Annotated in this window: 21 protein-coding genes; 13 read left to right on the plus strand and 8 right to left on the minus strand. The window is 42.9% G+C overall.

Going from position 1 to position 26047, the window contains the following annotated elements; all coding sequences use genetic code 11:
* Positions 1-26: 26 nt before the first annotated feature.
* The gene (locus tag CLV51_RS24055) at positions 27-254 is read right to left on the minus strand and encodes a hypothetical protein (RefSeq protein ID WP_106530648.1); all 228 of its coding nucleotides are present in this window, start codon (positions 252-254) and stop codon (positions 27-29) included.
* Positions 255-331: 77 nt separating this feature from the next.
* The gene (locus CLV51_RS24060; RefSeq protein ID WP_106530649.1) at positions 332-742 is read right to left on the minus strand and encodes a response regulator; all 411 of its coding nucleotides are present in this window, start codon (positions 740-742) and stop codon (positions 332-334) included.
* A gap of 250 nt (positions 743-992) precedes the next feature.
* On the opposite strand from CLV51_RS24060, the gene CLV51_RS24065 reads away from it, so the two are divergent.
* Positions 993-1691: a TMEM175 family protein gene (locus CLV51_RS24065; RefSeq protein WP_106530650.1), complete on the plus strand. Its 699-nt coding sequence runs from the start codon at positions 993-995 to the stop codon at positions 1689-1691.
* 20 nt (positions 1692-1711) lie between these two features.
* Here the strand turns inward: CLV51_RS24065 and CLV51_RS24070 are convergent, their stop codons facing one another.
* Genes CLV51_RS24070 through CLV51_RS24080 form a run of 3 tightly spaced genes read right to left on the minus strand, consistent with a single transcriptional unit; the run spans position 1712 to position 4578 of the window.
* A complete protein-coding gene (locus CLV51_RS24070) occupies positions 1712-2818 on the minus strand; it encodes an ABC transporter permease (protein WP_106530651.1) in 1107 nt (368 codons plus the stop codon).
* Between the two features lie 21 nt (positions 2819-2839).
* Positions 2840-3607 (minus strand): 3-oxo-5-alpha-steroid 4-dehydrogenase, encoded by a 768-nt coding sequence (locus CLV51_RS24075; protein ID WP_106530652.1) that lies wholly within the window; start codon positions 3605-3607, stop codon positions 2840-2842.
* Entirely contained in the window at positions 3604-4578 is a 975-nt protein-coding gene (locus tag CLV51_RS24080) for an NAD-dependent epimerase/dehydratase family protein (protein WP_106530653.1), read from the minus strand. Before CLV51_RS24080 ends, CLV51_RS24075 begins: the two co-directional genes overlap by 4 nt.
* Before the next feature lie 196 nt (positions 4579-4774).
* Here CLV51_RS24080 and CLV51_RS24085 point away from each other — a divergent pair, with 196 nt between their 5' ends.
* A complete protein-coding gene (locus CLV51_RS24085; protein ID WP_106530654.1) occupies positions 4775-5530 on the plus strand; it encodes an MBL fold metallo-hydrolase in 756 nt (251 codons plus the stop codon).
* Between the two features lie 105 nt (positions 5531-5635).
* Here CLV51_RS24085 and CLV51_RS24090 read toward each other — a convergent pair whose 3' ends face one another.
* Positions 5636-7285: an alkaline phosphatase family protein gene (locus CLV51_RS24090; protein WP_106530655.1), complete on the minus strand. Its 1650-nt coding sequence runs from the start codon at positions 7283-7285 to the stop codon at positions 5636-5638.
* A gap of 404 nt (positions 7286-7689) precedes the next feature.
* On the opposite strand from CLV51_RS24090, the gene CLV51_RS24095 reads away from it, so the two are divergent.
* The 11 genes from CLV51_RS24095 to CLV51_RS24145 all read left to right on the plus strand — a co-directional run bounded on the left by CLV51_RS24095 (position 7690) and on the right by CLV51_RS24145 (position 24575).
* Positions 7690-10647 (plus strand): SusC/RagA family TonB-linked outer membrane protein, encoded by a 2958-nt coding sequence (locus CLV51_RS24095; RefSeq protein WP_106530656.1) that lies wholly within the window; start codon positions 7690-7692, stop codon positions 10645-10647.
* Between the two features lie 11 nt (positions 10648-10658).
* Positions 10659-12167, plus strand: a complete 1509-nt coding sequence (locus tag CLV51_RS24100; protein ID WP_106530657.1) for a RagB/SusD family nutrient uptake outer membrane protein — start codon at positions 10659-10661, stop codon at positions 12165-12167.
* A 10-nt stretch (positions 12168-12177) separates the two neighbouring features.
* Entirely contained in the window at positions 12178-13179 is a 1002-nt protein-coding gene (locus CLV51_RS24105; protein ID WP_106530658.1) for a BT_3044 domain-containing protein, read from the plus strand.
* A gap of 58 nt (positions 13180-13237) precedes the next feature.
* On the plus strand, positions 13238-14260 hold the full coding sequence (locus tag CLV51_RS24110; RefSeq protein WP_158267136.1) for a DUF5007 domain-containing protein: 1023 nt from the start codon (positions 13238-13240) through the stop codon (positions 14258-14260).
* Between the two features lie 51 nt (positions 14261-14311).
* On the plus strand, positions 14312-17464 hold the full coding sequence (locus CLV51_RS24115; protein ID WP_106530660.1) for a SusC/RagA family TonB-linked outer membrane protein: 3153 nt from the start codon (positions 14312-14314) through the stop codon (positions 17462-17464).
* A 12-nt stretch (positions 17465-17476) separates the two neighbouring features.
* Positions 17477-18946, plus strand: a complete 1470-nt coding sequence (locus tag CLV51_RS24120) for a RagB/SusD family nutrient uptake outer membrane protein (protein WP_106530661.1) — start codon at positions 17477-17479, stop codon at positions 18944-18946.
* A 19-nt stretch (positions 18947-18965) separates the two neighbouring features.
* Positions 18966-19673: a fasciclin domain-containing protein gene (locus tag CLV51_RS24125; RefSeq protein WP_106530662.1), complete on the plus strand. Its 708-nt coding sequence runs from the start codon at positions 18966-18968 to the stop codon at positions 19671-19673.
* A 23-nt stretch (positions 19674-19696) separates the two neighbouring features.
* Positions 19697-21298 (plus strand): IPT/TIG domain-containing protein, encoded by a 1602-nt coding sequence (locus CLV51_RS24130; RefSeq protein ID WP_158267137.1) that lies wholly within the window; start codon positions 19697-19699, stop codon positions 21296-21298.
* Between the two features lie 134 nt (positions 21299-21432).
* Entirely contained in the window at positions 21433-22437 is a 1005-nt protein-coding gene (locus CLV51_RS24135) for a metallophosphoesterase family protein (protein ID WP_106530664.1), read from the plus strand.
* Positions 22438-22475: 38 nt separating this feature from the next.
* Positions 22476-24080: a LamG-like jellyroll fold domain-containing protein gene (locus CLV51_RS24140; protein WP_158267138.1), complete on the plus strand. Its 1605-nt coding sequence runs from the start codon at positions 22476-22478 to the stop codon at positions 24078-24080.
* Between the two features lie 159 nt (positions 24081-24239).
* A complete protein-coding gene (locus CLV51_RS24145; protein WP_106530666.1) occupies positions 24240-24575 on the plus strand; it encodes a helix-turn-helix domain-containing protein in 336 nt (111 codons plus the stop codon).
* A 57-nt stretch (positions 24576-24632) separates the two neighbouring features.
* Here CLV51_RS24145 and CLV51_RS24150 read toward each other — a convergent pair whose 3' ends face one another.
* Both CLV51_RS24150 and CLV51_RS24155 read right to left on the minus strand, forming a co-directional pair.
* Positions 24633-25016, minus strand: coding sequence for a hypothetical protein (locus CLV51_RS24150; RefSeq protein WP_106530667.1), 384 nt, complete (start codon positions 25014-25016; stop codon positions 24633-24635).
* An 8-nt stretch (positions 25017-25024) separates the two neighbouring features.
* On the minus strand, positions 25025-25984 hold the full coding sequence (locus tag CLV51_RS24155) for an RHS repeat-associated core domain-containing protein (protein WP_281261537.1): 960 nt from the start codon (positions 25982-25984) through the stop codon (positions 25025-25027).
* Positions 25985-26047 lie beyond the last annotated feature (63 nt).

The following is a 26047-nucleotide window of genomic DNA, read 5'->3' on the forward strand; positions in this document are numbered from 1 at the left end:
CATGATATTGGCTTTTCTTTTTACTTTCAGGAGCCGCTGTTTTTTTGCAAATAAGTATCTATGGTTTCTCCTAAACTTTGTATTTGCTCGGTTTCATTGTCTTTACCATCTTCAAACCAATGACTGGCACCTTCATTGTCCTGTCGCCTTACGATATGTATCATTTTTTCAGGAATCCGGACAATAAAAACGTTTTCACTTTGCACCCGGACTTCCAGTTTATTTCCCTCGAAGGTAATTGTGAATGGTCCCATATTGCTAAGTTTAAGAAATAACCACAATCATTGTGCCTGTGTTTTATTAAGAAACCTTAGCAAAGAGGCTTTAAGCATCATGTAAGGGATTTCCTATGCCATCTGCCTTCCAATACACTTTTCAGCATATTATACAGCCCTTCAAACGTATTTGGTTTGGTGAGAAATAATTTGGCCCCAAGTTCCATCACATCATCTATATCCTGCTTTAAATCAGACGTGCTTAGAATGATGATCTGGGTAAATTTTTCACAGAGGATTTTTTTGAGCTCAATGAGGCATTCCTTGCCATTCATTAAGGGCATATTTAAGTCAAGGAAGATATAATCGGGCATGCCGGTTTTGCTGTCCTGGAGCAATGCCAGCGCCTGTGATCCACTATCACAAATATGTGTTTGTTTTATGGATGGTAACCGGCTGACAGCTTCCTGGAAAAAGAACCTGTCATCTGCATCATCGTCAATAATCATCACTGTTTGCGGCTTCATGATGGTTAAAATTTATTGGTTAATCAATGTAGCGAATCGCATTCACCATAATTTATAACATAGGAGGGCCTATGAAATTAAGAAAACATTTGATAACAACCGAATTAAATATATCACAATATTTTTTCGATGTTTAATTGATGCTGTATAAGGAGTTTGCACATATTTGTTTAACTTCAGATATTTTAAATAAGCCGGAAGGGATTATCATCTTACAATATAAATATTCAACCAAACCTATACGAACAACATGTCTGGTCACTCCCACAAATCAAAAACAGCCACTCAGATTGAACGAATGATATTCTTTAGTGATGCAGTATTTGCCATTGCCATTACCTTGCTGATCATTGAAATCAAAGTACCACATCTGCAACCGGAATATAGTAATAAGGCTATCATAAACGCTTACATGGAACTCGGTCCTAAATTCCTGGGATTTTTTACCAGCTTTTTCTTTATAGGATTATATTGGACAGTACATCATCAGTTAATGAGTTACCTGGTGAATTATGATCAGCGATTGTTATGGATTAATCTGCTGTATTTGGTTTCCATTGTATTGCTGCCGTTTAGTACAGCATTGGATAGCGAATACTCAGGAAGTAATTTAAGATCTCCTTTTTTAGTGTATACCTTAAATATATTATTTGCCGGGTATATGATTGCGGCTTTGTGGGGATATATAAGTAATCAAAAACGTAGACTGAGTGAGGGGTTGGAGAATGTTTTATATGTGAAATACATGCAAAAAAGAGCATTGACAGTGCCGGTTGCTTTTTTAATTGTTTTTTTGATAGGTCTTTTAATTCCTTTCCCTTATTTTGGAATGAGTCGCATATTACTGGTGACGATCCCATTTATCATGCTGGCCTTGCGTAAGCAATATGAAAAAAAACCGGCAGTGCCGGTACTACAAGCAGAAGAAGTTTTACCTGATCCGGAATGATTTCGTAAGGCGACGCTTTTTTATTCCCATTTAAAAAGCTTCACGGATAGTATCGCTATTATACCGCCCCATATCACCAAACCCGCCACCTGTACTGGTATTTGCCATATATGCAAACCTTCAAAAGCGATCTTTCGTAGTCCGTCTACAAAAAAAGTGAGCGGTAGCAGCTCGCAGAAAGTGCGCAGCCACACCGGGTAATTTTCTATTGGAAAGAACAGTCCGCATAATAATATTTGTGGCACCGTGAGGGTATTAGCTACCGGTGCAATAGAACTCTCGTTGCGGATCAGACCACTGATAATAAAGCCGATGCCCATAAAAATGATCAGCCCGAAAACAGATAACACCAACATTTCTATGAAGGTGAACAGACCATTGACTAAGGTAAAATCAAAGGCAAAATATCCCAGGCCGGTGATAACGATGAAGCAGATTACCTGGAACAACAGGCGGCTGAGCATTTCTCCCAGCAACAGGTAGGGGCGTTTAATTGGTGTCACAAAAATCCGCTTCAGCACCAGTGTATGCCGCAGGTTAAACAGCAGGAAAGCAGACCCGAAAACCCCTGCCATCAATAAGGAAAAACCTAATTGTCCGGGTAAAATAAAATCAATCTGCCGGTATACTCTTCCCGGTACCTTTACCATTCGCAACGCCGCTGCCACAGGCTGATCAGGCAGCACCTGCCGGTTTACCTGATTGGTGGCTTCCTGCAAGGCAGCTTGTATCAAGGGCAACTTATCTGCCACAGAGCTGGAACTCAGCAGGTCCACATCAAAGCGTGGCAAACCATTTAATTGTGCCGGCGGATGTATATAGAGGATGCCGGCTATCCTTCCCTTTTTTAATTCAGCTATCATGGCAGCAGAATCACTGCCTTGTGAAAGATGGAATATTTTTATGGCTTTTACCGCTTTGTAAACCGGGCTGCTGGTATCACTATGAGGCGACAACATGATCTTTACATTCACGGCAGTGTTATCTACCATCGCACCAAATACTGTCACGAAAATAATGGGAAACAACAACGCAAACACTACGGAGGTAGGACTACGCAAAGTGGCAATCAAACTTGCCTTTGCTAAAACCGAAGCTGCTTTGAACTGACTATACTTTTTGGACATACGTACCAAATCTAAATAATTCTACCAGATAAAGGGTAATAATGCTTTCCGCCCGGCAGGATAACCAGGGAACGTTTGCTGGTACCAGCGATGATTTGCCAATGCCCGAGGTATCAGGTTGGCGCAGGTCCAGATGAAAAAGGCCAGCGCCGGTAAGCTCCAGGTAAGCAGGGTGTAACCTCCCCATTCCATGATTTCTCCCAGCAGGTTAGGAGAGGAGACATACCTGAAAAGAGCACCCGGTGGTATCTTGTAGCCTGTTTCGCCTTTTTTTCGTAAACGTATCAACCGGTAATCAGCGCTCCAGTTGATGATCATCCCTGCAACAAAAAAAGCGCTGCCTGTTATAAATGCAGGCGTAGTATACCAGCTATCCGGATAATGCGCAAAAGCAGTAAACCATATGCCCAGCAACGAGCCGTTTACTGTGTTGAATAATATGGCAGAGAGCATAATCACCAAAGGCATTCTTTTACCTTTGGTACGTATCATGAACGGATATACGAAGCTGCGATGCAGATAGTGGATTACAAATAACAGGATCATCGTACCCGCCGGCGAACACCAATGGTACTGTTGCCATGGAAGCCAGATGAAAAAAGAAACCAGTACCGTGGCTTCCATCAGTAGCCATCCCAGTTTATTGCTGACCATAGGGCCCCATTTTTCGCTGGTATAACGGCCATATGGAGCTTCCCTTTGCAGCAGATAAATGCCGGCACAAATGCCTGTTGCTGCCCAGCAATATATAAATACGAAGTATCCTTGTAGTGGTATATGTGCTATCATTTTAATGCGCCTGTTAATATGAACCAATCAATGGTATCCTGTAAGGTTTCCTTTAAAACACGCGGCCGGAATAGTAATGCAGCACGTGCTTTGGCATTATCAATTTTTTTATTACTGTAGATAAGATTGTATACAGATGTCCGCGTATAAAATGGTGGCCCGCCGCTGATCCTTGCCAGCGCACCTACCAGCGGCAACATACCCATTACGAGCCATACCGGCAGCACAGGCAGCGCAATTTTTTTTCCTTTTATCACACCAATCAGTTCACTGAAAGCAGTCAGCGAATACCATTCACCACTGAGCAGATAGGCCTGTCCGGGTACGCCCATGGTTAATGCATTTGCAATGGCTTGTGCCACATCCCGCACATCTACAAAGTCAACACCACCGGGAAACAGTGCCGGTAATTTACCGTTATAAATATTCACCACCGCTTTACCGATCAGCGAAGGCCGTTGATCGTAAGGACCAATTACTGCTGTCGGAGCCAATACAATTACTTCCATGCCATTGCCATTATGTTCCAGTGCTATGGCCTGTGACACGGCTTTGGAGTGATCGTAGCTGTATTGTTGGGCAGATACCGGCCGGCGGTTTTCATCGAGCCGTTCGTCAAACGGCGACTGATCATATGCGGTAATGGAACTCACATGGATCAATCTTTTTACACCTGCTGCCCGCGCAGCAGCCGCCAGTAAACGGGTGCCGTTGGTATTAACCCGGAAAAGCTGTTCATCCGGGCGATCACTGACAGATATCATAGCGGCCAGGTGTATTACCACATCGGCGCCACTAACCAGCCGGGTCACCGCATCCTCGTCTAACAGGTGCCCATATACGAATTCAACACCTGCCTGCCCAGGTACCTGTTGGCGTACCATTAGTCGCAATTGGTGCGCTGCTGTCTGTAACAGCGGTGTTAATACTGATCCTATATAGCCTGTTGCTCCTGTTATCGCTATTTTCATCTGGAATACGCTTAGCCGGGACTTGCAAATAATTGTAAAATATGATATTTTTCAGAGAGTACTGAGAAACATTACTGAAGCAAGAAAACCGCTTAAATAGTCAAAGATTTATAAAGACAAGAGAAGGGGAAGTTTTCCTGGAAAAGTAAAGAGAGTGAAAAAGAATGTCTAAATTTATCAGTTATAATCTGCTTTTATGAAAATCAATATCCTTACAGTACTCTTTGTTTTTGTGGCCGGCATTGTATCCGCACAGCGGGTTAAGCCAGATGTTATTCCAACCGCTACGGGCTCACTCACCATACAGCCTATTGAACATGCCAGCCTTGTATTGCAGGCAAACGAAAAAACTATTTATGCTGATCCAAGCGGTAGCGCCGAAAAGTATAAAGGCCTGGCGGCGCCGGATATTATCCTGATCACCGATATACACGGCGATCATTTTGATCCGGTTACCATTGCAGCTATCAAAACTGCCAAAACCATCATCATTGTACCCCAGGTAGTGGCAGATAAATTGCCGGCTGCCTATAAAGCCAATGTGGTAGTGATGAAAAACGGTGATCAGCATACGGAATCTGATATCGCTATTACTGCTATCCCTATGTATAATCTCCCGGAAAGTGCTAATGCCATGCATACAAAAGGCAGGGGCAATGGTTATATATTGACTATCGGCAAAAAGTTGATCTATCTTTCCGGAGATACACAAGGCATTCCGGAAATGCGTGCCCTGAAGAATATAGATGTAGCCTTTGTATGTATGAACCTGCCTTACACCATGGATGTAGCCGAAGCAGCAGATGCAGTGCTGGCATTTAAACCCAAAATAGTATACCCGTACCACTACCGTGGAAAAGATGGATTAAGTGATGTAAATAAGTTTAAAAGCCTGGTAGATGCAGGCAACAAAGGTATAGAGGTACGCCTGCGCGACTGGTACAGAAATTAAGCATTAAGCATTTGTGTGGAGATAATAGCGGATGATCTCACGTTTACTATCTGCAATAAAAATGGGGTGTATCGTACTTTTGATACACCCCATTTTTTTATTGGATTACTGCCATAACTTTCCATCGAGTCCCCATGCAGGATTCACAGGAATATTGAGCCAGGTAAGGATGCGCACCGGGATGTCTACTATTTTAGGTACATCACTGGATACCGCATTGCCGCAAATATCTTTGCCTGTTTCTTCCCAGGGCGTATTTTTATCCAGTTGCAGATCTGCTTTTTTAGGGCTGGCATCTTTTAGTACGTTGCCTTTGCCTTCATTGCCTTTCCACCATCCGATAAGATTACTGTAGTAAGGATGATCTGTTGTGATAGTAGTATCGCATTTTGAATAGTCTTTAATTGTTTGTGCATCTACTTCCGCATTCCATAATCTTATATCAGCGATACTAAAAATTGCGTTGCCATTATCATCGCCATAGGTAGTAGTAATGTCTTCCGACATAGTGAGTTTAATGGAGGATCCGGGATCAAGTGTGCTGAAACCTGTCATGTTGCCTGATTTCAGGAAAGCGCCATCCTGATAAAGTTTTACTAAACCGGCACGATTAACGCTTACGGCTATATGATGCCAGTTGTTATCATTGAGAGGGGCGCCGCCGGAAGATACATCTACGCGCTTGCTGCCATCGCCTGCATTAAATTTCCAGCTCTGACCAGCTACGCATATTACCCAGCCTTTGTTCCTTCCGCTGTTCCAGTTTTTATTTGTAATAAATGGCGGATCGCTGCTAAGGCCGCTGCTGCGCACTTTGAATTCAACAGTGAATTGTGTAAAATTATCAAAGTTGTAGAAGGGGTTGCCAGTCCAGGCGCGTTGACCAGATTGCAGGAATTTTACAAAAGTGGATGCTGTCTGTGGTTTTTTTATCTCTTTTGTTTCAAAATTTTTATTGTAATAAATGGTAAAGATATTTTGTTCTTCGTAAGAGTTGCCTCCGTGGCCAGCCATATTGCCTCCATGGTCTGTAGAGAGAATGATGAGCCAATCTTCTTTATCAATATTATTTCGTTTGCCTAAAGCCTGGATGATGCTACCTACATAGTCATCAATTTTTGTAATTGCCTGCAGGTATTGTGGTACGGAAGTATCGAATCCGAATTTATGCCCTGCGTCATCTACGCCGTTGAAATCTACGAACATTACATCCGGGTTGTCGCTGGCTAAATGGGCGACAGCACTGTCTTTTACGGCCTGGTCGTTATCATTTGCTGTAATGGTGACATCCGCATTATTCACAATTTTATCGTTGATAGGAGGCCAGGATACAATAGAGATGGTGCGTAGTGATGGCCTGGTAGCTTTGATGTATTTAAAGATCATGGGATACTGTGAAAAATTGCTGCCGGAAAAGCTGTTATCACTTACCCCATGTTTATTACCCCACACACCTGTTAACATAGATGACCAACCCGGACCACTCCAGGTAGGTGGTTGTGTGAGGGCATCATAACTATACACTGCATGTGGTAGTAAGGCTTGTATATTTGGTGCTGTAGCGGCTTTCAGGGCATTAGCCTTGCAGCCGTCTATTCCTATCAGTAATACTTTTCTTTGAGGCGCTGTGGTTATCTTATATTCTTCCGGTGCTTTTACAGTTTGCATGACCGGCTTGTTACAGGCCATGGTAAAGGCTATCGTAGTTGCAAACAGCAAAGAATGGTGTAGCAATTGTTGGTAGCGGTGAAGCATATTATTGTTTTTGAAATCGTGTGAGATGTGAATTTTGATACATGCGCCTTGTTTAGTGGTGTTAAGTTATGCTAAATATTTGTTTGTGCAAATATCTCCTCTGTACTTTTAATACAAAATGCATTTTTGGTTTTATTTTAGCATTACTATACAATTATCCCCGTTTTACTGTTAATAGTTATAAAAAAGTTTAGTAAAACTAAAATTTGATTATTACATTTGAATCTACCTTGTTTAGTATAAGTGAAATTCTTAACATTGATTTAATCAGCAATATCAACCGGATTATTTTCAGCCAGACTATATTTGATCTGCCTTGTTTAGTAGAAGTGAACAATTCTTAACAGCGATTTAAACAATTTATTAGCCAGACAATTTTTTCTTGACCTTGTAAATTTTCATGCATGACGACTCTGTACACTCATGCATTCAGGGGAGCATTATTAATGCTGCTATTAGCTACTGCTTTGTCCGTTCCTTATGCCTATGGACAGGAAAAAACAGTTAGCCGGAGCAACACTGCTGATACAACTCTCCCTGTAAATGGTACACCCATCGTGCCGGAATCCCCTATTCACGGAACCGTCATGCCAGGAGCCATTTCAGTAATGGATGCATCACCTGTTAAACTATTACCTTATTCCAGCATCGATCAGCTATTGCAGGCACGCATTAGTGGTGTGGAAGTAAGAAATACCACCGGAGAACCGGGTATACCTGGTCTCACTATTATTCGTGGTACTGCTATTCCGCTGAATGGCGCTAAGAGCAGCTATTATGCGCAACCACTGTATGTAGTAGATGGTGTACCATTAGTAATGGAACATCCCTATGCGTTTGATATCAAACAGTATGATTACACACGCCCGGGACCCAATATCAACATGGCTGCTGCCATAGATATAAACAACATTGAATCAATTGAAGTACTGAAAGATTTTGGTGCAACTGCTATGTATGGCCCTCGTGGTGTAAATGGTGTTATCCGTATCACCACCAGAAAACCACAGGCAGGCAAACAAAAGGTTAGCATCAACACGTACTTTGGCGTAACTGCCAAACCATTTGTACATACCATTAACGCTGCATTTGAACGGGATTTTCGTTTGCCCTTTTATAACAAATATGCAAACGCCGGTCAATGGGCCGCATTTCCCCGATACCTCGCAGATTCCATGCAGCCTGCTTATTATGGCCCGTCCAACTGGGATGATACTTATTATCAGAACCGCATGGTGCAGGGTGTCAGCGCAGCTATCAATGGTGGTGGGCCAAGGTCCAACTTTATCTTTGGCCTGGGAGAACAGCATGATCCGGGCATAGCTGATAAAAGTGGCCTCAATAAATACAATGTTTATTTTAAACTGAACATTGAACCGGTGAAAAATATGCAGGTACTTACCAGCATCAGCGGTACACTCATGGATCGAAAAAATAATCATTCGCTGCGCGACCGCTTTGCGGAAGAAGAATACCTGCCTTCCCTCACAGATCCGCTGCCACCCAATAAAGATTATCTCAGTAAGTATATTACAGAATATGATCGTGTGGTAGATAAGAATAAAAGCAATGCCATACAGGCATCTCTATCTGTAAACTATAATTTTATACCACATTTCACTTTCACCTCTTTGCTGGCAATAGATTATAATGATCAGAACCGCGATTATTTTATACCCGGCAGCATCAATGAAGGCAATAGTTATATCTCTTATTATACCGGTCTTAACAGGCGCATTACGGTTGATAACGCTATTGCCTACACGAATAATTTTTCCGCAAAGCATACCATCTCTTTGAAGCTGGGCCAGTCGGTACAGCTGGATAGCCGCAAATATGACTATACCAAAGGGTATCGTGGTCCATCTGATTTTATCAAAATCATTCGCGCAGGAGATAAGGTTACGCCGGAAAACAATACCTACGATGCCCGTATGGTGTATAGTTACAAAGACTATATCAATTTTAACCTGGTATCTTTTTATGGCAGTGCCACCTACGATTTTAATAATAAGCTCAACCTCAGTATGCTGCTTCGCAGCGATGGCTCCTCCAATATTAACGCCAATGGATATACGTGGTTTGTATCTCCTACAATAGCAGCGTCCTATAAATTATCAGAAGAAAATTTCCTGCGTAACAGCAGTACGATCAGCCGCCTTTTGCTGCGTGCCAGCTGGGGACGTGAAGGCAGGTTATTCCTGGATGATAATATTGGTAATGGCCCCTATTATACTGTTGACATTGGCTGGTCCGGTAACAGGAATATTGCAGGTTACAATGGTATTCCCACACTCGGACTTCCTTTCGGAAAAGGCTACAGTGGCTGGGGTACACGCTGGCCTTATACCGATCAATGGAACCTGGGCGCAGACCTTTCCCTATGGCATGATAAAATTGCTATCAGCGGGGACATTTATTCCAAAACCGATAAAAACGGGGTAATAGCTGTACCGGTACCTTCTGAATACGGTTTTAAACAAACGAATAAAAATGGCATGAGTGTACGGAACTATGGCGCAGAACTCAGTATAGCCGCCACCGTTAGTAATGGTGCTTTCTCCTGGCAACCCCAGCTGATCATGCAAACCAACCAGAATAAACTATTGGCCCTGCCTGATAATTTATCATCTATCACTTATGGTAACCGCAGGTTGAAGGTAGGTAAGCCTATAGACCGTTACTGGCTGCTGCAGAACAACGGGATCTATACAAAAGAAAGTGACATACCGGTAAAAAACGGACAGCCACTCAGTTTCAACGGTATTCCTTTCAAAGTTGGTGATCCTAAATGGGAAGATATGACCGGAGATAATGTAATCAATGATGACGACCGTATTATGAAAGGGCATATCAATCCTGCGATAAGCGGAGGCTTCAGCAATACGTTTACTTACAAACAACTATCACTCAATGTTGTAATGGCGTATTCCCTGGGCCGCCAGGTGATTAATGCACGTATGGCCGGTCGCTTTGACTTTGTAAACCGGGAAGGTGTGGATAATATCAATGGTGTAAAAGAACTCACCTTTTGGCAACGCGTTGGTGATTACAGCAAATACCCGATGTATAATCCATGGAGTTATGTAAATCCTTATCAGGCCGATCAGACGTTGTTTCTCGAGGATGCTTCCTTTGCAAAACTCCGCTCACTTACCCTGTCTTACAGCCTGACAGGCATGAAATGGGCACGTAAACGCAGTTTCACACAATGCAAAGTATATGCTACCGTCAATAATCTTTTTACCATTACGAGGTATAGCGGCGCAGATCCTGAACTGGCAGACTTTACAGGTTACGACAACGGCTATGGCATGCCCATTCCTAAAACTTATACGCTGGGCTTTACCCTGGAATTCTAAAAACAGCATTCATGAGAAACAGATTTTCTTTTATCATCCTGCTGACAATTACCTGCAGTGTACTTTCCTGCAAGAAAACGCTCACCACGGATGTTACCAGCCTGGTGCCCGAGGCCAATATGTGGCAGGTAAAGAATGACGCACGTTCTGCCGTATTTGCTACCTATGGGTTATTGCGCGCAGCACTCGCAAACAGCAACGCCTTCATGGCTTACGGAGAGCTACGTGGCGGCGACTTCCGGATCAGCAGCAGACAGGATCTGAACGCCGTACTGTCTAATAACTTAAATGCAAACTATAGCGCACTGGAAGAATGGAAAGATTGGCAGCGCTTTTATGCAGTGATTGCACAAGCCAACCTCTGTATAGAAAAATTGCAACTGGTCAGCAAAAATGATTTCCGTTACCGGCCGGAAGACCTGAAACTCGATATCGCTAATATCCGCTATCTAAGAGCGCTTACCTATTTCTACCTGGCCCGGATATGGGGAGATGTACCGCTCATTACCACTAATGCTGCCGGATATTTTAAAGGGTTACCTGCCACTCCGCAGGCCACTGTACTAGCCTTCGCTGCCAATGAAGCCGCCGCCGCTGTTACTGACCTGCCCTGGCGATATGATGGTACCTGGCCGGAACAACAAGGCAATTACTGGAATCAGAATGATGATTACTGGCATTCGACCGTTGGTACCAAAGCCTCCTGTTATGCACTGCTGGCACATATTGCAGCATGGCAACAGGATTATGCCATGACAGAAAAATACTGCCGGCTGGTAATGGATAATAGTGGAAATGGCGGATACACCGTAGCAACTACCAGTCAGCTTACTGCGGAAGATGGCGTGTTTAAAGGTAAAGGCCTTGATGTGATCTTCTCTCTGAGTTTCTCCGCTGATTATCAGGAAGCTTCTGTTAGTGGTCATGTGGAAGACTGGACATTGAGTGAACCATTTGTACCAAAGAAAACTGCGGATATATATGTGCCTAAAGACAGTGTGCTGGCTATTTTTGATGAAGCAGGAGATGAGCGGTTCTCGTTAAATCAAGATGGAACCTCCAGCGGTAATTTTTTTACCAATTTCAATAACTCGGCTCCCATGTTCAGTAAAATAAAAGTGCGTGCAATAACACAGGCACCTGTTTTACGCAGCTATGAATCTGCTATTATCATTTTCCGCTACGAAGAAATCATCCTGTTACGCGCTGCAGCTGCTATACGTATCAACGACGTGTCGCATGCGCAGGATTATCTGAATATGATCCGTAGTCAGCGGGGCCTCGGAAATCTTGCATCAAAAGATGGCAATGAAATACTGAGCTATATCCTGAAGGAAAGGAGAAGAGAGCTGCTGGGAGAAGGCTGGCGCTGGTTTGACCTGGTTCAGTTTAAGCAGGTAGCTGCGTATACCACCCTGTCTCAGACAGACGTAGATAACGGCGCCACTTTGTGGCCTGTTTCAAAAAGTGCGCTGGCTAATAATCCTACACTGATACAAAATAATTTCTGGAAAAAATAAATCGTTCCTTATGTTTTTAAAACATGTTTTATGCTTTTGCGTGCTGTCGGGAATGATGTTAGGCAACAGTGCATGCAGGAAAGATAATACTTATCGTACCGTGAAAACGGCGGCGAAAGTGAATACAAGCATCTATGATTACCTCAGCAAACAGCAGGAGAATTTTGATACACTTATCTATATCATTAACAAAGCCGGGCTGGCAGATACGCTAAAGAATAGTACGGTCACTTTTATAGCGCCCATAGATCAGAACATCGCTGTAGCTATGCAAAACCTGAATTTATACCGCAGGGCACAGCACCTCGCAAATGCCACGCTGGACAGTGTTGCACCCTTTGTATGGCGTACATTGCTCCTGCGTTATATGATCACCGGGAATAAAACAGCTGCCAGCTTTTCTTTAAAAGATGGGCTGGATGTAAATACACTTAACCGGCGCAGGTTGCATGTAGACGGTGTGCAATCCAATACAGAAGGTGTTGTACAATCCGGCGCCTACCTGCTTAAATACAGCGACATGAACGGTTCCCGTTTTGTGAAAGACTGGATTTTCTCCTATGTCAATACAGCAGATATTCAGTGCACCAATGGGACCTTGCATATACTGGAACCTACCCACGTATTTGGTTTTAAATCATTCGTTGAAAAAGCAACTATACTGCAAAATAAATATTCGGATTATTACCTGGCTACCGGCACGATCTTTTTTCCTACGGGTACTAACCGTCCCTGGTACGACCGGCTGAAAGTGGTAACAGCAGTGGATAGTGTGACCTGCGATGTGGAAGGTGCCGATTTATTGAGCAGCAGTTATATCATCCGCCTGACCGTGGCACCGGATAATACGGTGACGGTTACACCTGCACCGCAATCTGCCAATCATACACTGCGTAACGATGGGAATTGCAAATACGATGATGCATTGCAGGCATTTGTTCTCCATTATAAATATACAGGATCCAGCGGTAAACGTCATATCGATGAAGTCATCAGCCTGCGTAATTTCTAATTTTTTAATTGACAGAAAATTTTTTATGATGCTGAAAAAATATCGCTCAATATCATGTTTGATCTTATGCACAGGGATACTTGCGGGCAGCATTTCATCATGCAAAAAAGCACCGCAGGAAAGAGATTACCTGAGCAATAAAGCAGGATTTGAACAGGTGGATACATACTCGCCTGTCCTTGGCAGAACTTTTTTATATAAGACAAATTTCCAGGCAGATGGTTCCAGTTTTCCTTTACTGTTCACACTCCAGAACCTCCGCCATGCCGATGGTACCCCTGCTCCTGAATTAACACAGAACGTTACGGTAAAAGAATGGGTAAAGGATTATGATGGCGCAGAGAAAACATACCAGGAAATAGAAGATAAAAGAAAAACGGTGCAGCACCCTTTCTTTGAAATACGCCCCGGTGCCGGAGACTTTATCTTCCGCCAGACTACTTCCGCCCAGATCCGGGCTTATCCGGATAGCGGGTATTTATTTGATGTGAAAGTGCAGAACAAAGGTAACGAGCTTTTATTCACAAAGCTACGGCTGCAGCCCCTCCAGGAAGTGCCCTATGAACCATATGAGTATGATTATGCTACCCGTCAGCGTAAAACAGAAACGCGTACAGATGTCCGTGGTAACAACTACAATGCACCATTTTCCATTCACCCTAACTTAGTGAATGTGAATGTGTCTAAAGATACCCTGATGGCCGATTCTGCGGCAGTGGTATATTTCCGTAAAACCGGAAATGGTCATTCGCTTACCTTCAAATTCTACGACCAGGACTCTATGCCTATAGATCCGCTGAAATTAAACGCTACCAAATGGGATGTACTGCTACATGGTTTTGATGCGCAGTTTACCAAAACACAGGTGACTTATAACGTAGCTTATCCTATCCCTTTAACATCACTGGATACCAAATACGCTGTTGCCGGCAATGCAAATGTAACATTCGGCTATACCCGCAAGGGAACCGGAGGTTTCCGTAACACTTCTTCCTTCGGGCTCAGCTTTGCAATATGGCAGGAGGGTGATTGGGAGATGATTTTCCGGTTTTATCGCACACCGCGTTTCCAGGACGAATGATCAAAACTGCAACAGACGCAAATCAATTTTTTAATTACCTAATCATTCCATATGCTGTTAAAATTTACAATACGCAGGTGGCTATTCATAGCAGTGTTGCTGACGCTGCCGGCGTTACTGCATGCACAGGCAATTATAGTAACCGGTAAAGTGTTGACAGATGATAATGCTCCTATGCCGGGCGTTACTATCATGCTAAAGAAAGACGCTACACACAAACAGGGTATAGGTATTACTAACAACAACGGTGAATTTACCGTGAGCGTATCGGCTACGGATATACTGGAATTTACCTACGTGGGATTTGAATCCAGGCAGATACCGGTAAAGGGAAAAGTACACCTGGTTGTAGCCATGAGGCCTTCCTCTAAAAGCCTGAAAGAGGCAGTGGTAGTAGGCTATCAGCGCAAAACAAAAGAAGTGATAACGGGATCGGTTACACGTATTACGGCTGATGAGATTAAAGATGTACCGGTATCTAATGTAGAGCAATTATTGCAGGGTAAAGTAGCCGGACTAAGTATCCAGAACAATACCGGTTCTCCGGGGTTCAGGGGGAGCACGGTTTTGCGTGGCCTTTCGCAGATTGCTGTTTCCGGTTCCGGCAATAATGCCTATCTCACACCTGCCTCCCCGTTGTATGTGATAGACGGGGTACCGGTGGATGCCAATGCGGGTTATGAATACGGCTTTCAGTCCAAAGGACCTGGTACCAGCCCTTTATCTATGATTCCGCCTGAAGACATTGCTACCATAGACATTATGAAAGATGCCGATGCTGCTGCACTTTACGGTTCACGTGGTGCAAATGGTGTCATTGTTATCACTACCAAACGTGGTAAATCTGCGGTACCTATTGTAAGGTTATTCAGCAGTTTTTTTATGAACACCACACCACCGCTGCGCAAAACTGTTGGCGGGCTTTCAGAGCGCGATTTTTTGGTGAACGAGATCCTGTCTACCTACAGCCAGGATGAGATTAACAAGATTTCCAAAACACCTTTTTTATCAGATAGTCTGAACCCGTTTTTTAATAACTCTACTAACTGGCAGGCACTATATTACAAGCCTACTTTCAACCAGACACATAACCTCTCCGTAAGTGGAGGCACGCAGGTATTGAGTTATAAAACCAATTTTAATTATTACCGGGAACGTGGGGTGATAAAAAATACCGGCTTTGACCGTTATGCTGCATCACTGAATCTTGATTACAATCCCAGCGAAAAATTTAAGATTTCCGGATCCGTTACTGCCGGTCTTGGTAAAAAACTGAAAGGTAGTGGCAATGGTTTGACAGATGTGGGAGCGGGCTCCGGTGTGGCTTCTTCTCTGTTGCCAGGGCCATCTTACTTTTTGAATGTATCACGTTTTACCGGGGCTATCAATCGTAAGAGTGATTCCAAAACGTATAACTTCCGCACTTATATTGATGGTACCTATGAATTTCTGCCGCATGTGCGCATAGGTAATAATATCAGTTACGACTATACGGATGATACGGAAGATAATTTTATTCCGGCACTGGCAAATGGTGATCAAAGCGCTGTGTATGGTTACAGCGGACATACTGCCAACTTATATGACCGCAGTTCTCTTACGTATTCAAATACTTTTAAAGAGAAGCATACATTATACGCATCTGTCTTTTCAGAACTGATTGTTGGCCAGACACAGGCCAGGGAAATTAATCTTAATAATGGCCCTAATGATGTGTATCATGGTCCGTTAGGTTTTTCCTCTTATTATGGTGGTTATTCCGGAATAGAAGTGAATGGGGGATACCTGGAAACACATTCTGTGGGCCTGGCGGCTAACCTTACCTATGACTTTAGCAAGAAGTACGTCATCAACTTTAACTATCGCGCTGATGGTAATTCTTATGCCGGTGTGAAAGATCGTTGGGCAAAAAGCCCTTCCCTGGGGTTGAAATGGAATTTTGATAAAGAAGAATTTATGAAAGGTTTGAGCTGGCTGGATTTTGGAGATCTGCGTGCTACCTATGGCGTAAACTTACGTCCTTCCACGAATGTATTTGCTTCCCTTGGTTCTTATCTCGTTAATGGAAATTATAACAACGTTTCGCGTATCACACCCAAACTGGGCATCATGCCAAACCCTTACCTGAAGCCGGAAAGAGTGGAGCAATATAATCTGGGTATAGATCTGAGCCTGCTTAAAGGACGTTTTGCTTTTACCGTAGAAACTTATCAGAAAGTCATTTCCAATATGTTGTATGACAGGAATCTGTCTACTTCTACCGGTTTTACCAAAACAGTTACCAATGAGTCATCTATGATGAATAAGGGGTACGAAGTGACTATCAGTATCCGCCCGTTACCCGCATCCTCTAAATTTTTCTGGAACCTTAGCCTCAACTGGGCGGTTTCAAAAGATATCCTGCTGGAACTGCCAGGAGGCGCCACACAGGTAATTTATTCTTCTGATAACGGTCCTGTTATTAATAAAGTAGGACGTAATACCCTCAGTAACTTTTTGTACTTAACAGATGGTGTGTATAGCAGCAATGATGATGTGCCCATTGATCCGATTACAGGCCTGCGTATGCGGAGTAGCAGCGGTGGCTATTTTCACGCCGGTGATACAAAATACAAAGATGTAGACGGAAACTATATTGTTGATACCCGTGATCTGCAGATAGCAGGAAACCCGGTACCACGTCTGAATGGAGGATTTTATTCTACCATGACCTATAAGAATTTCAGCTTTGCTGTCAGCGGTACCATTTTGTATCATCGTGATCTGCTAAACAATGCATTGTCTGAGCGTTTAGGGAACCTGTATTACCCGTTTGGCAATAAGCCAAATACTGACGGGCCGCTTACCTTACCTGATGTGAGCCAGTATAACTATTGGAAGAAAGCAGGTGACCAGGCAAAGTATCCGAACCCGCTTAATTACAATGGGAACACAGATAACTATAATCCTTCCCAGAGCTTATTCCAGGAAGACGGATCTTTCTTCAAAATTAACAGCGTTACGCTTGGTTACACCTTTAACAGGGAACTGATCAAAAAAGCAAAATTGAATAATGCCCGTGTATACTTTACCGGCGCTAATGTGCTCATGTTATCAAAGTATTCAGGACCTAATCCGGAGAATGTAACTACGTTGGGTCGCGACCGTCTTGATTCTTATCCCTCATCACCATCTTATACCCTTGGTTTAAATCTTGAATTCTAAACTATTACCGTTATGCATAGCAAAAAGTGGATATGGACTTTGCTGTTGACCGGTACTTGTGTACTGGTAAGCTCCTGCAAAAAATTCCTGGAGGTAGAACCGGTTGACCGCCTTGGCGCCAACTCATTCTGGAAAACACAGTCTGATGTAGAATCCGCCGTAGCAGACACTTACGGCCTGATTTACGATAAACTTACCTATGGCCCTTTTCATAATATTAATGGAGACATCAGGGCCGGAGAATTTAATGGTAACTGGGTAGTATCATTTAAGGCAGTAGCTAAAAATGACCTGATGAATACCACTGATCTCAAAAATCCGGAACGTTACAAAGTGTATCAGCTGGATGACTGGTATCCTTATTATCAGTCTATTGCTGCCTGTAATATTGCTATTGACCGTATTCCGGGTGTAAGTAGTTTGTCGGATGCAGACAGAAAACGTTATCTCGCGGAAGTCCGTTTTGTAAGAGCGTTTACCTACTTCTATATTGTACGGATTTATGGAGATGTACCGTTGTATACATTGCCTTACGATGCAACAGCTCGTCCGCGCAGTAGTTTCATTGATGTATTGAAATTCTGTATCAAAGAAATGAATGAGGTAAAAGATGATCTGCCCTGGCAATATGATGATCCTACCAACTGGGGCGTGCGTGCATCACGCGCTTCCGCCTATGCACTGATTGCTAATTGTTATATGTGGATGGCAGGCTTTGATAAAAGTAATTTGCAGGAGTACTGGAAACAGGCAGCGGAGGCGGCATTAGCCGTTAAGAATAGTGGCATGTTCCAGTTATTGCCAATTGAAGATTTCAAGAAAGTTTTTAAGGGCCGTACGCGTGAAAGCATCTTCGAATTTTCTGTAAATAAGAATTATGGTACTGAAACCAAATACGTCTCACTCGGACAATGGACTACCCACGATCCGATTGTGGTATATGGTTCCAATAGTGATTGTTTTTATGAGGCAAATTATCTGACGAGATTATACCCGCCTGCTAATCCGGATAAACGCCGCGACCTGTGGTTTTATCTGCCGTATGTAAACAATACCACTGCTATGTTCCTCAAATATTCCAATGTTACCAATCCACAGACTTTTTATTTTGATGATGATATGATCATCTTCCGCTATTCCGGTGTACTCTTACTGGGAGCAGAAGCACTGGCCAATCTCAACAGGGATGATGAGGCAACTGCATTGATGAATATGGTACGTGACAGGGCGGGTGCTTTACAGTATAGTCCTGCGGAGGGAAATCTTAAAGATGCCATTTTCCTGGAAGAACAAAAAGAGCTGATAGGGGAAGGGGTAAGATGGTATGACCTGGTACGTACCGGCAGGGTCACTGATCCGGCGCAGTGTAAAAATTATCTCACACCTGACCAGTTTAAACAAGGTGCATGGACATGGCCTATTTCATCGGCTGCACAGGTAAATAATCCCAATATTGTATTAAACAAATATTGGGTTAAATAAAAAAAATAAATGTTGTGATATGAAAACAGGAACACGTTTATTCCCTTTACTGGTAGTGGTGTTGATGGTGCTCACCCTATCCTGTAAAAAAGATAACTATTATAAAGACAGCGGAAAACAGGTTGGTGTGTACGATATAGGTGCCTATGATTTTCTGAAAGCAAGACCGCTCTTTTTTGATACGCTGATCAATATCATTGACAGTGCCGGATTACAGGATGTGCTGCAAAAGGAAACGGTTACTTTTTTTGCACCTACCAATCATGCCATTAAGAAAACAATGGATGTGCTGAACAGCGCCCGTTATATGCAGAACAAGGATTCTGTGTATATCCGGGATATTCCGGGTGATATCTGGAAGCGGTTTTTATCACATTATATTTTTCGTGGCAGGTATATGCTGAAAGATATAGCCCGCCGCGATAAGCTGCAACTACCGGTTTTTCCTGGTCAGAATATGGAATCATATAATGGCTATATCATGAACCTGGGTGTACAATTCAGCGACTACAGCAAAACAAAAGATGTAGGTCCCCGCACCGTAGTCATCACTGCCATTGGAGATCTTGCTAATCCGGCAGGTATCACTAACCTGGTAGCAACTTCTGATCTGCAATGTAAAAATGAGGTTGTACATGTGCTGGATGATGATCATTTTTTCGGTTTTGATGCTTTCGCTTTTACGCAGGCTGTACAGGATTATTTACAGCAATCCGGCAGGCATTAATTGTTTAATTCAAATTTATGCGCATGAATAAAAATATGTTAGCGGTGCTGTTAGTCTTGTTTTTACTGGGAGCAGGCGCCTGCAAAAAAGATACATCCGTAGGAAAAGATCCTTATGGAGACGCAAAAGAACAGCTGAAGATAAAACTCAATACTACCGCAGCATCGCCGGGAGCGGGCAGCTACGGAGATGTTATCAGTTTGACCGGTAATGGGTTCCTTAAGTACAAGGATAGTATTGTCATAAAATTTAACGGGCAGCCGGCTATTATTAAAACAATGTCAGATACCACCCTGCAGGTGCAGGTGCCGGAGCTGGCCAGTAGTGGCATGGTTACAATGAATGTAGGCAACCAGGTGTTCCCTGGGCCGTTGTTTACCGTTAATGGTCTGATGCAGGTGGATAACACTTTCGCCTCTTTTGTAGGAGCAAACAATGGTATATACCGGATACTCCCGCTGCCGGACGGCAGGTATATTATTGCAGGTGCTTTTACGGATTATAACAATGGGGGCGCGCGTGCCGGCAACAGTGGTATCGCCGCTATTCTGGCTGATGGTAACCTGGATAAATCATTTAAAACGGAAGGCAGGATAAAAGGTATTGTTAATGATGTGCAGCTCATGAAGAGTGGGCAATTGCTGATATGCGGCACTTTTAACGTGAACGGTTATACGGCAGGTATCGTGAGCGGCCTGGCGTTGCTCACCTCAAAAGGAGCTTTGGTATCAGGTAGTGGTAGTCATATCAATAAAAATGGAGATCCTGTTATAGATACGGTGCCGCTATTCAAAGCCGCTTTTGACGGAGCTGTATACCAGCTGCGTGTACAATCCAATGGTGATGTGATTGCGATAGGAGGGTTTAACTACTACCTGGGCAAACATTATTATCCGGCAGGCAAGGATACCGTGATTACTGATTCTGTGCGTGTATCAGGTGTAGTGAGATTGCATGCAGATGGCTCATTTGATTCTACTTACAACTATGACCTGGCGGCGCACCGTGGAAAAGAAATGATGAACGGGTATATCAGTAATACCTATCTGCAGGCGGATGATAAACTGATTGTATCCGGCAGCTTCACTAAAAATGGGGCCACTACGGTGAATAATTTATTCCGTATTAATGCCGATGGTACACTGGATCCGTCTTTTCAGATTGGTAGCGGGCCTGATGATGTAGTCAATTATGTATCTCCTTTGCGCAATGGCAAATTCCTGATTACGGGCAGATTTCTGAAATACAATGGCGCGTCCCGCAATAGAGTTGCTGTGATCAATGCAGACGGTTCACTGGATACAGGCTTTGATACCGGCACTGAAACTGGTCCGGATGGATATGTATACAAGTCGATGGAGCTGGGCAATGGCCGTATCCTTGTTACCGGCGATTTTCAGCATTACAACGGTATTAACAGATACGGTTGTGCTATACTGGAGCCCACCGGTAAACTCAGCACAGTATATAATAATATCGGGGGATTCGGCTTTACACAGCCTTTTTTCACTGTGCCGCTTATGGATGGGGTGAATGCTGATGACGGGCATTCTACTATCCTGACAGGTAGTTTTAATAAGCTGGATCTTAAACAGAATAACCGTTTGGCAAGAATTAATTATTAAATGCGGGAGATAATATATCGGTAGCAAAATAAAAGTTTTCCCCATAGGATAGCTCATGTTATATTCATGATTTTGCTACCGATATATTGTGCCTGCGGTAACAAGAAAAACACAGACAGTTAAAACCAGATACTATGCATAACAGAAGGAAATTCGTGCAACAGCTTAGCATGGGTGCTGCTGCCATGATGTTACCTTTTACATCTGTAGCTCTAACAGGCCAATCCGTTGCCCGTTCGCTGAAATTTGGAATGGTAGCTGATCCTCACCGGGATCTCATTCCGGATGCCGACAGGCGTCTTGATGCATTTATGGAACAGGCAGATCTGGAAAAACCTGATTTTATTATCAACCTGGGAGATTTCTGTTTCGGAAAAGAAAAGAACAAATCCTTCCTGCAACGTTTCAGACAGTTTACAGGCCCCGGCTATCATGTACTGGGTAATCACGATATGGATATGAACACAAAGGCAGAAATGGTGGGATTCCTGGGAATGAGTAACCGGTATTACTCTTTTGATTGCAAAGATTATCATTTTGTAGTGTTAGATGCCAACCATTTGTACCAGGATGGAAAATTTATCGATTATCAACATGGTAATTTTTATGTGGATGATGCCTTTCGTGAGTTCATTGACGACCAGCAAATAGAGTGGTTCAAAGCGGATATTGCTGCAACCGGGAAACCTGTTATTGTATTTTCTCATCAAAGCCTGTCCCATTATCTGTACGGCGTGAAGAACAGACTGGCATTGCAGTTAATAATGGAAGAAGAAAACCGGAAAGCCGGCTTTAAAAAAGTATTTGCGTGCTTTAACGGGCATGATCATATTGACCTGCACCGGGAGATGAATGGAATAAATTATTTTGAGATCAACAGTTTATCCTACCAGTGGTTTGGTGTTAAAAACCTGGACCGTTATGAGAAGAAACTGTATGAGGAATATAAATCCTTACCGAATATTGCCATGTACAAAGATCCCCTGTATGCTTTTGTGACCATCAGTAACAGTACGCTCACTGTTAAGGGAGTACGCAGTACCTGGGTACCTCCTTCGCCCTATGACACAGGTGTTCCAAAGGATATTTACGGAAATGAATGCACACCGGTTATCTCAGATTACAGCATCAAAAGATAAGGACGGTCAGACACGCTGAGAAAAAAAGGAACTTAAATATGAAACTGATAAAGAATAGTATTGTGCTGATAATAGCTTGCATTGCTTATTATAGCAATGTCGCTGCACAGCAACCGGCATACATCCTGGATTTTGATAAATATAGTTTTAAGAAGGTTGTTACACCTGAGGCGGAAGCAGTATACACCGTTGATCTGCAGCAGCCACAGTTTTCAAAAGGACTCGCTGGATATGCGCTGGACCTTTCTGCAAATGCTATTTTAAGACGGCCGGTTAAATTGGAAAAAGGGGCGCTGCCTTCCTTTAATGAAAAAAATTCATTCTCAGTTCAGATATGGCTTAAAACCCTACCCGGAGCACTAATGGGTACGCCTGTAATGGGCAATAAACTAGCAGATGATCTTACGACAGCAGGATGGCAGATCTATTCACAGGAAAATGGAGCATGGGCGTTGATTTTAAACGATGGTAAAAACCGATATGATTATAAGCCTACTGCCCAACGGCAAAAGATCAACGACGGCCAATGGCATCAGATTGTTTTTACGGTAAACAGGGCAAAGCAGGAAGTATGGATTTACCTGGATGGAAGGAATATGGCTGTGTATAATACACCCGGTGCAGGCAGTTTTGAAAGTGATCTGGCTACTGTTGTTGGTGGATCAGATGAGAAATGGGAATATGGGTCCAATGCACAATGGAATGCTTTTAATGGTTACATAGATGACGTAAAAATATGGGATACTGCCATTGCTCCGGATGAGGTACATCAGCTTTATACAAAGTACTTTCCGGACACAGCTGCCAGCGAACCATATGAACCAAAGCATTTGAAGGTCTTATCCTGGAATATATGGCATGGCGGTCACAGGTACGGCCAGTATCTAGGATTGCAACGGCTCATTGAAACTATAAAATCAACCAATGCAGATATTATTGGCTTAATAGAAACATATGGTTCCGGCGAAGTTATTGCAGACTCTTTAGGATATTATTTCTATCTGATCAGCGCGAATCTTTCTATCATGAGCAGGTATCCGATTGTAGAAACGATTACTGCTTTTAGGCCATCTAATTTTGGTGGGGTAAAGTTGAAATTAGATGCCAACAGAGATCTTTTATTTTTTGATACCTGGTTACACTATCTGCCGGATTATGCTGATAGCATCGTCAGCGGGAATAAGACTGCTGCAGCATTGATGGAGGATGAAGCACCAACAAGACAAACTGAAATCACCACCATACTTAAATATGTTCAGCCAATCGTTAGGAACACGGATAAAACACCTGCTATCATGGTCGGCGATTTTAATAGTGGCTCACATCTGGATTGGATAGCTGCCACCAGTGCCATTCACTATGATCGGGTGATAGAATGGCCCGAAAGCAAGGCAATGATGAATGCCGGGTTCATTGACAGTTACCGGAAATTGCACATTAATCCCCTCCTGGATCCGGGCTTAACCTGGACACCGAGAGCAGCCACTTCTTCCACCAAATACGGTGTAAGGGATCGGATTGATTTTATTTATTATAAGGGAATAAACCTGCAACCAATAGAATCACGTGTAATTGATTATCACCCGGTAATGTTCCCATCGGACCATGCAGCGGTTATGACGGTTTTTGAATTGAAGAACTAACCTTTAAACTGTAGAATGCGAGTCGAGCTAAAATAATACGGTAACCATATTTTAGTTATCAAGCCATCTATATTCATAATTCTAACTTCCAGCGCCGATTCGCTTTATAAATGATCCTGCTCGTCCTATCCGGGTGGGAGGAGGTCAATACTACTATTTATGAGCAGTTTTGGTAAAAAACTAAGAGAGTGCAGGGATGATAAAGGCTTATCGCAGGCCGAACTGGCCAGACAACTAGGCGTACATCATTCTATAATAGGCAAGTATGAACGTGATGAAGTAAAGCCCACTATTGATGTGGTTAAAAATATTGCCAACGTCCTAGAGACAACAGTTGGCTTTCTACTGGGGGAGACTAAAAAGCAGGATGTACTTAAAGACCAGGCTATGCTTAAACGCCTGAACGATATTGCTGGTTTCCCGGAAGAAGATAAACAACATATTTTATATACACTGGATGCTCTTATTAAAAGTGTCAAACTTAAACAGATGTAAATAAGCCGCAGGCATTGCCTACGGCTTATTTACATCTGTAAACTCTATCTCTATTAATCAATTCCCAGTACCTATTTTAACAGGCTCTAATATTGCAGGCAAACAGATATTACCAGTCATTAGCGATTTAAGGGTATCCTTTGATAAAATATAACTAGCATTTTTAAACCCACAGTCATTCGGCAAAGGAGCAGATACTGTTAATAGGATGGTATCATTCTTATTTACCCAAGTGCCTAAAAAATCTGATTCAGTTCCTTTCTTATAACGAGTATCCTCCTTACTAAACTTGAGGCTAAATGTACCATGCTCCTTCAAATTCAGGCTCCATTTCTTTTTTATTGTATACCATACGGAACATTCAGTTTCTGTATGAGAGTATAATTTATCCTGAGTTACAGGATTAGACTGCATTATAAAATATAAAAGTAGAATATTCATAATATTAATTAATATGCTGAAATCGCTATTATTTGTTTTGTTGGAATTGGGGCGACTAAATCTCCCCCCATTCTGCCCTCGACTAACTTCGAACGTTCAAGAGCTTGTTTGGCTGAGAACGAAAAAGGTAAATAATTTACCCCATTAATAGACATCGGAGAATAAGATGATCTTTGTCCCCAGTCAGACCCTGTGATAGCACTCATTTCCTGACGTATTGCATTCCCTTTGATATCGAGCATATCAATCTGCCCAAATCTAGACAAAGTCTGCGGCCCGTGAAAGTCTCCCCCTCCAGCTTTTGTATGACCAAACTCATGAAGGCCAACCATACCAAAACTTAGTGTGAGAGGATCTAAATCAGATGACGTTCCTTTAACTATTGATCCCACTTCTGAAGGATTAATAAAAATATTATTTCCGCTAGTGTGAGAACCATCGCCTGTAGAAAAGTCAACTGTTACTTGCCCTTGTCCGGTTACCAACGCCATAACTTCCTGTCTGCCTGTCTCGCTATATTTCCCCTTAGCATTCCCTTTAAATTCAACTTCTCCTGTCGTGGCATTTATTCCAAGTTTAACACCCCCTATCTTACTCCATTCCTTTACAGTTTTTTGTGCTAGATCACTTCCATTAACCTGTTTCCCATTATATGAAAATGCCTGGCTTAATGAGGCTCCAAACCTAGCCGTATCTCCAAGAAAATCCGCTTTCGAAATCGGATTATCATTCATTGCTGAATATGGGCTCCACATATAATCTGGTTTCGGGTCAATCTGCCACCATCTTCCCAACTGCGGATCAAGGGTACGGTAAAAAGCATCATATTGATTCATATCTAAATCCGTCGTATGCTCTATTCCGTTAAACTCTTTCCTGTTCTTTGAGTAATTCGCCCCCTTCAACGCATTCGAACTAATCCCTGCCATCGTCAACCCAAACGGATAGTAATGTGTCTCTTCCCACAACGGCCCGTCAGCATTTTCACTGATCGCCTCCCGTCAGCGACACATTTTTTTTCAAAGACCTGC

The sequence above is a fragment of the Chitinophaga niastensis genome (assembly GCF_003014755.1).
GTDB classification, from domain to species: domain Bacteria; phylum Bacteroidota; class Bacteroidia; order Chitinophagales; family Chitinophagaceae; genus Chitinophaga; species Chitinophaga niastensis.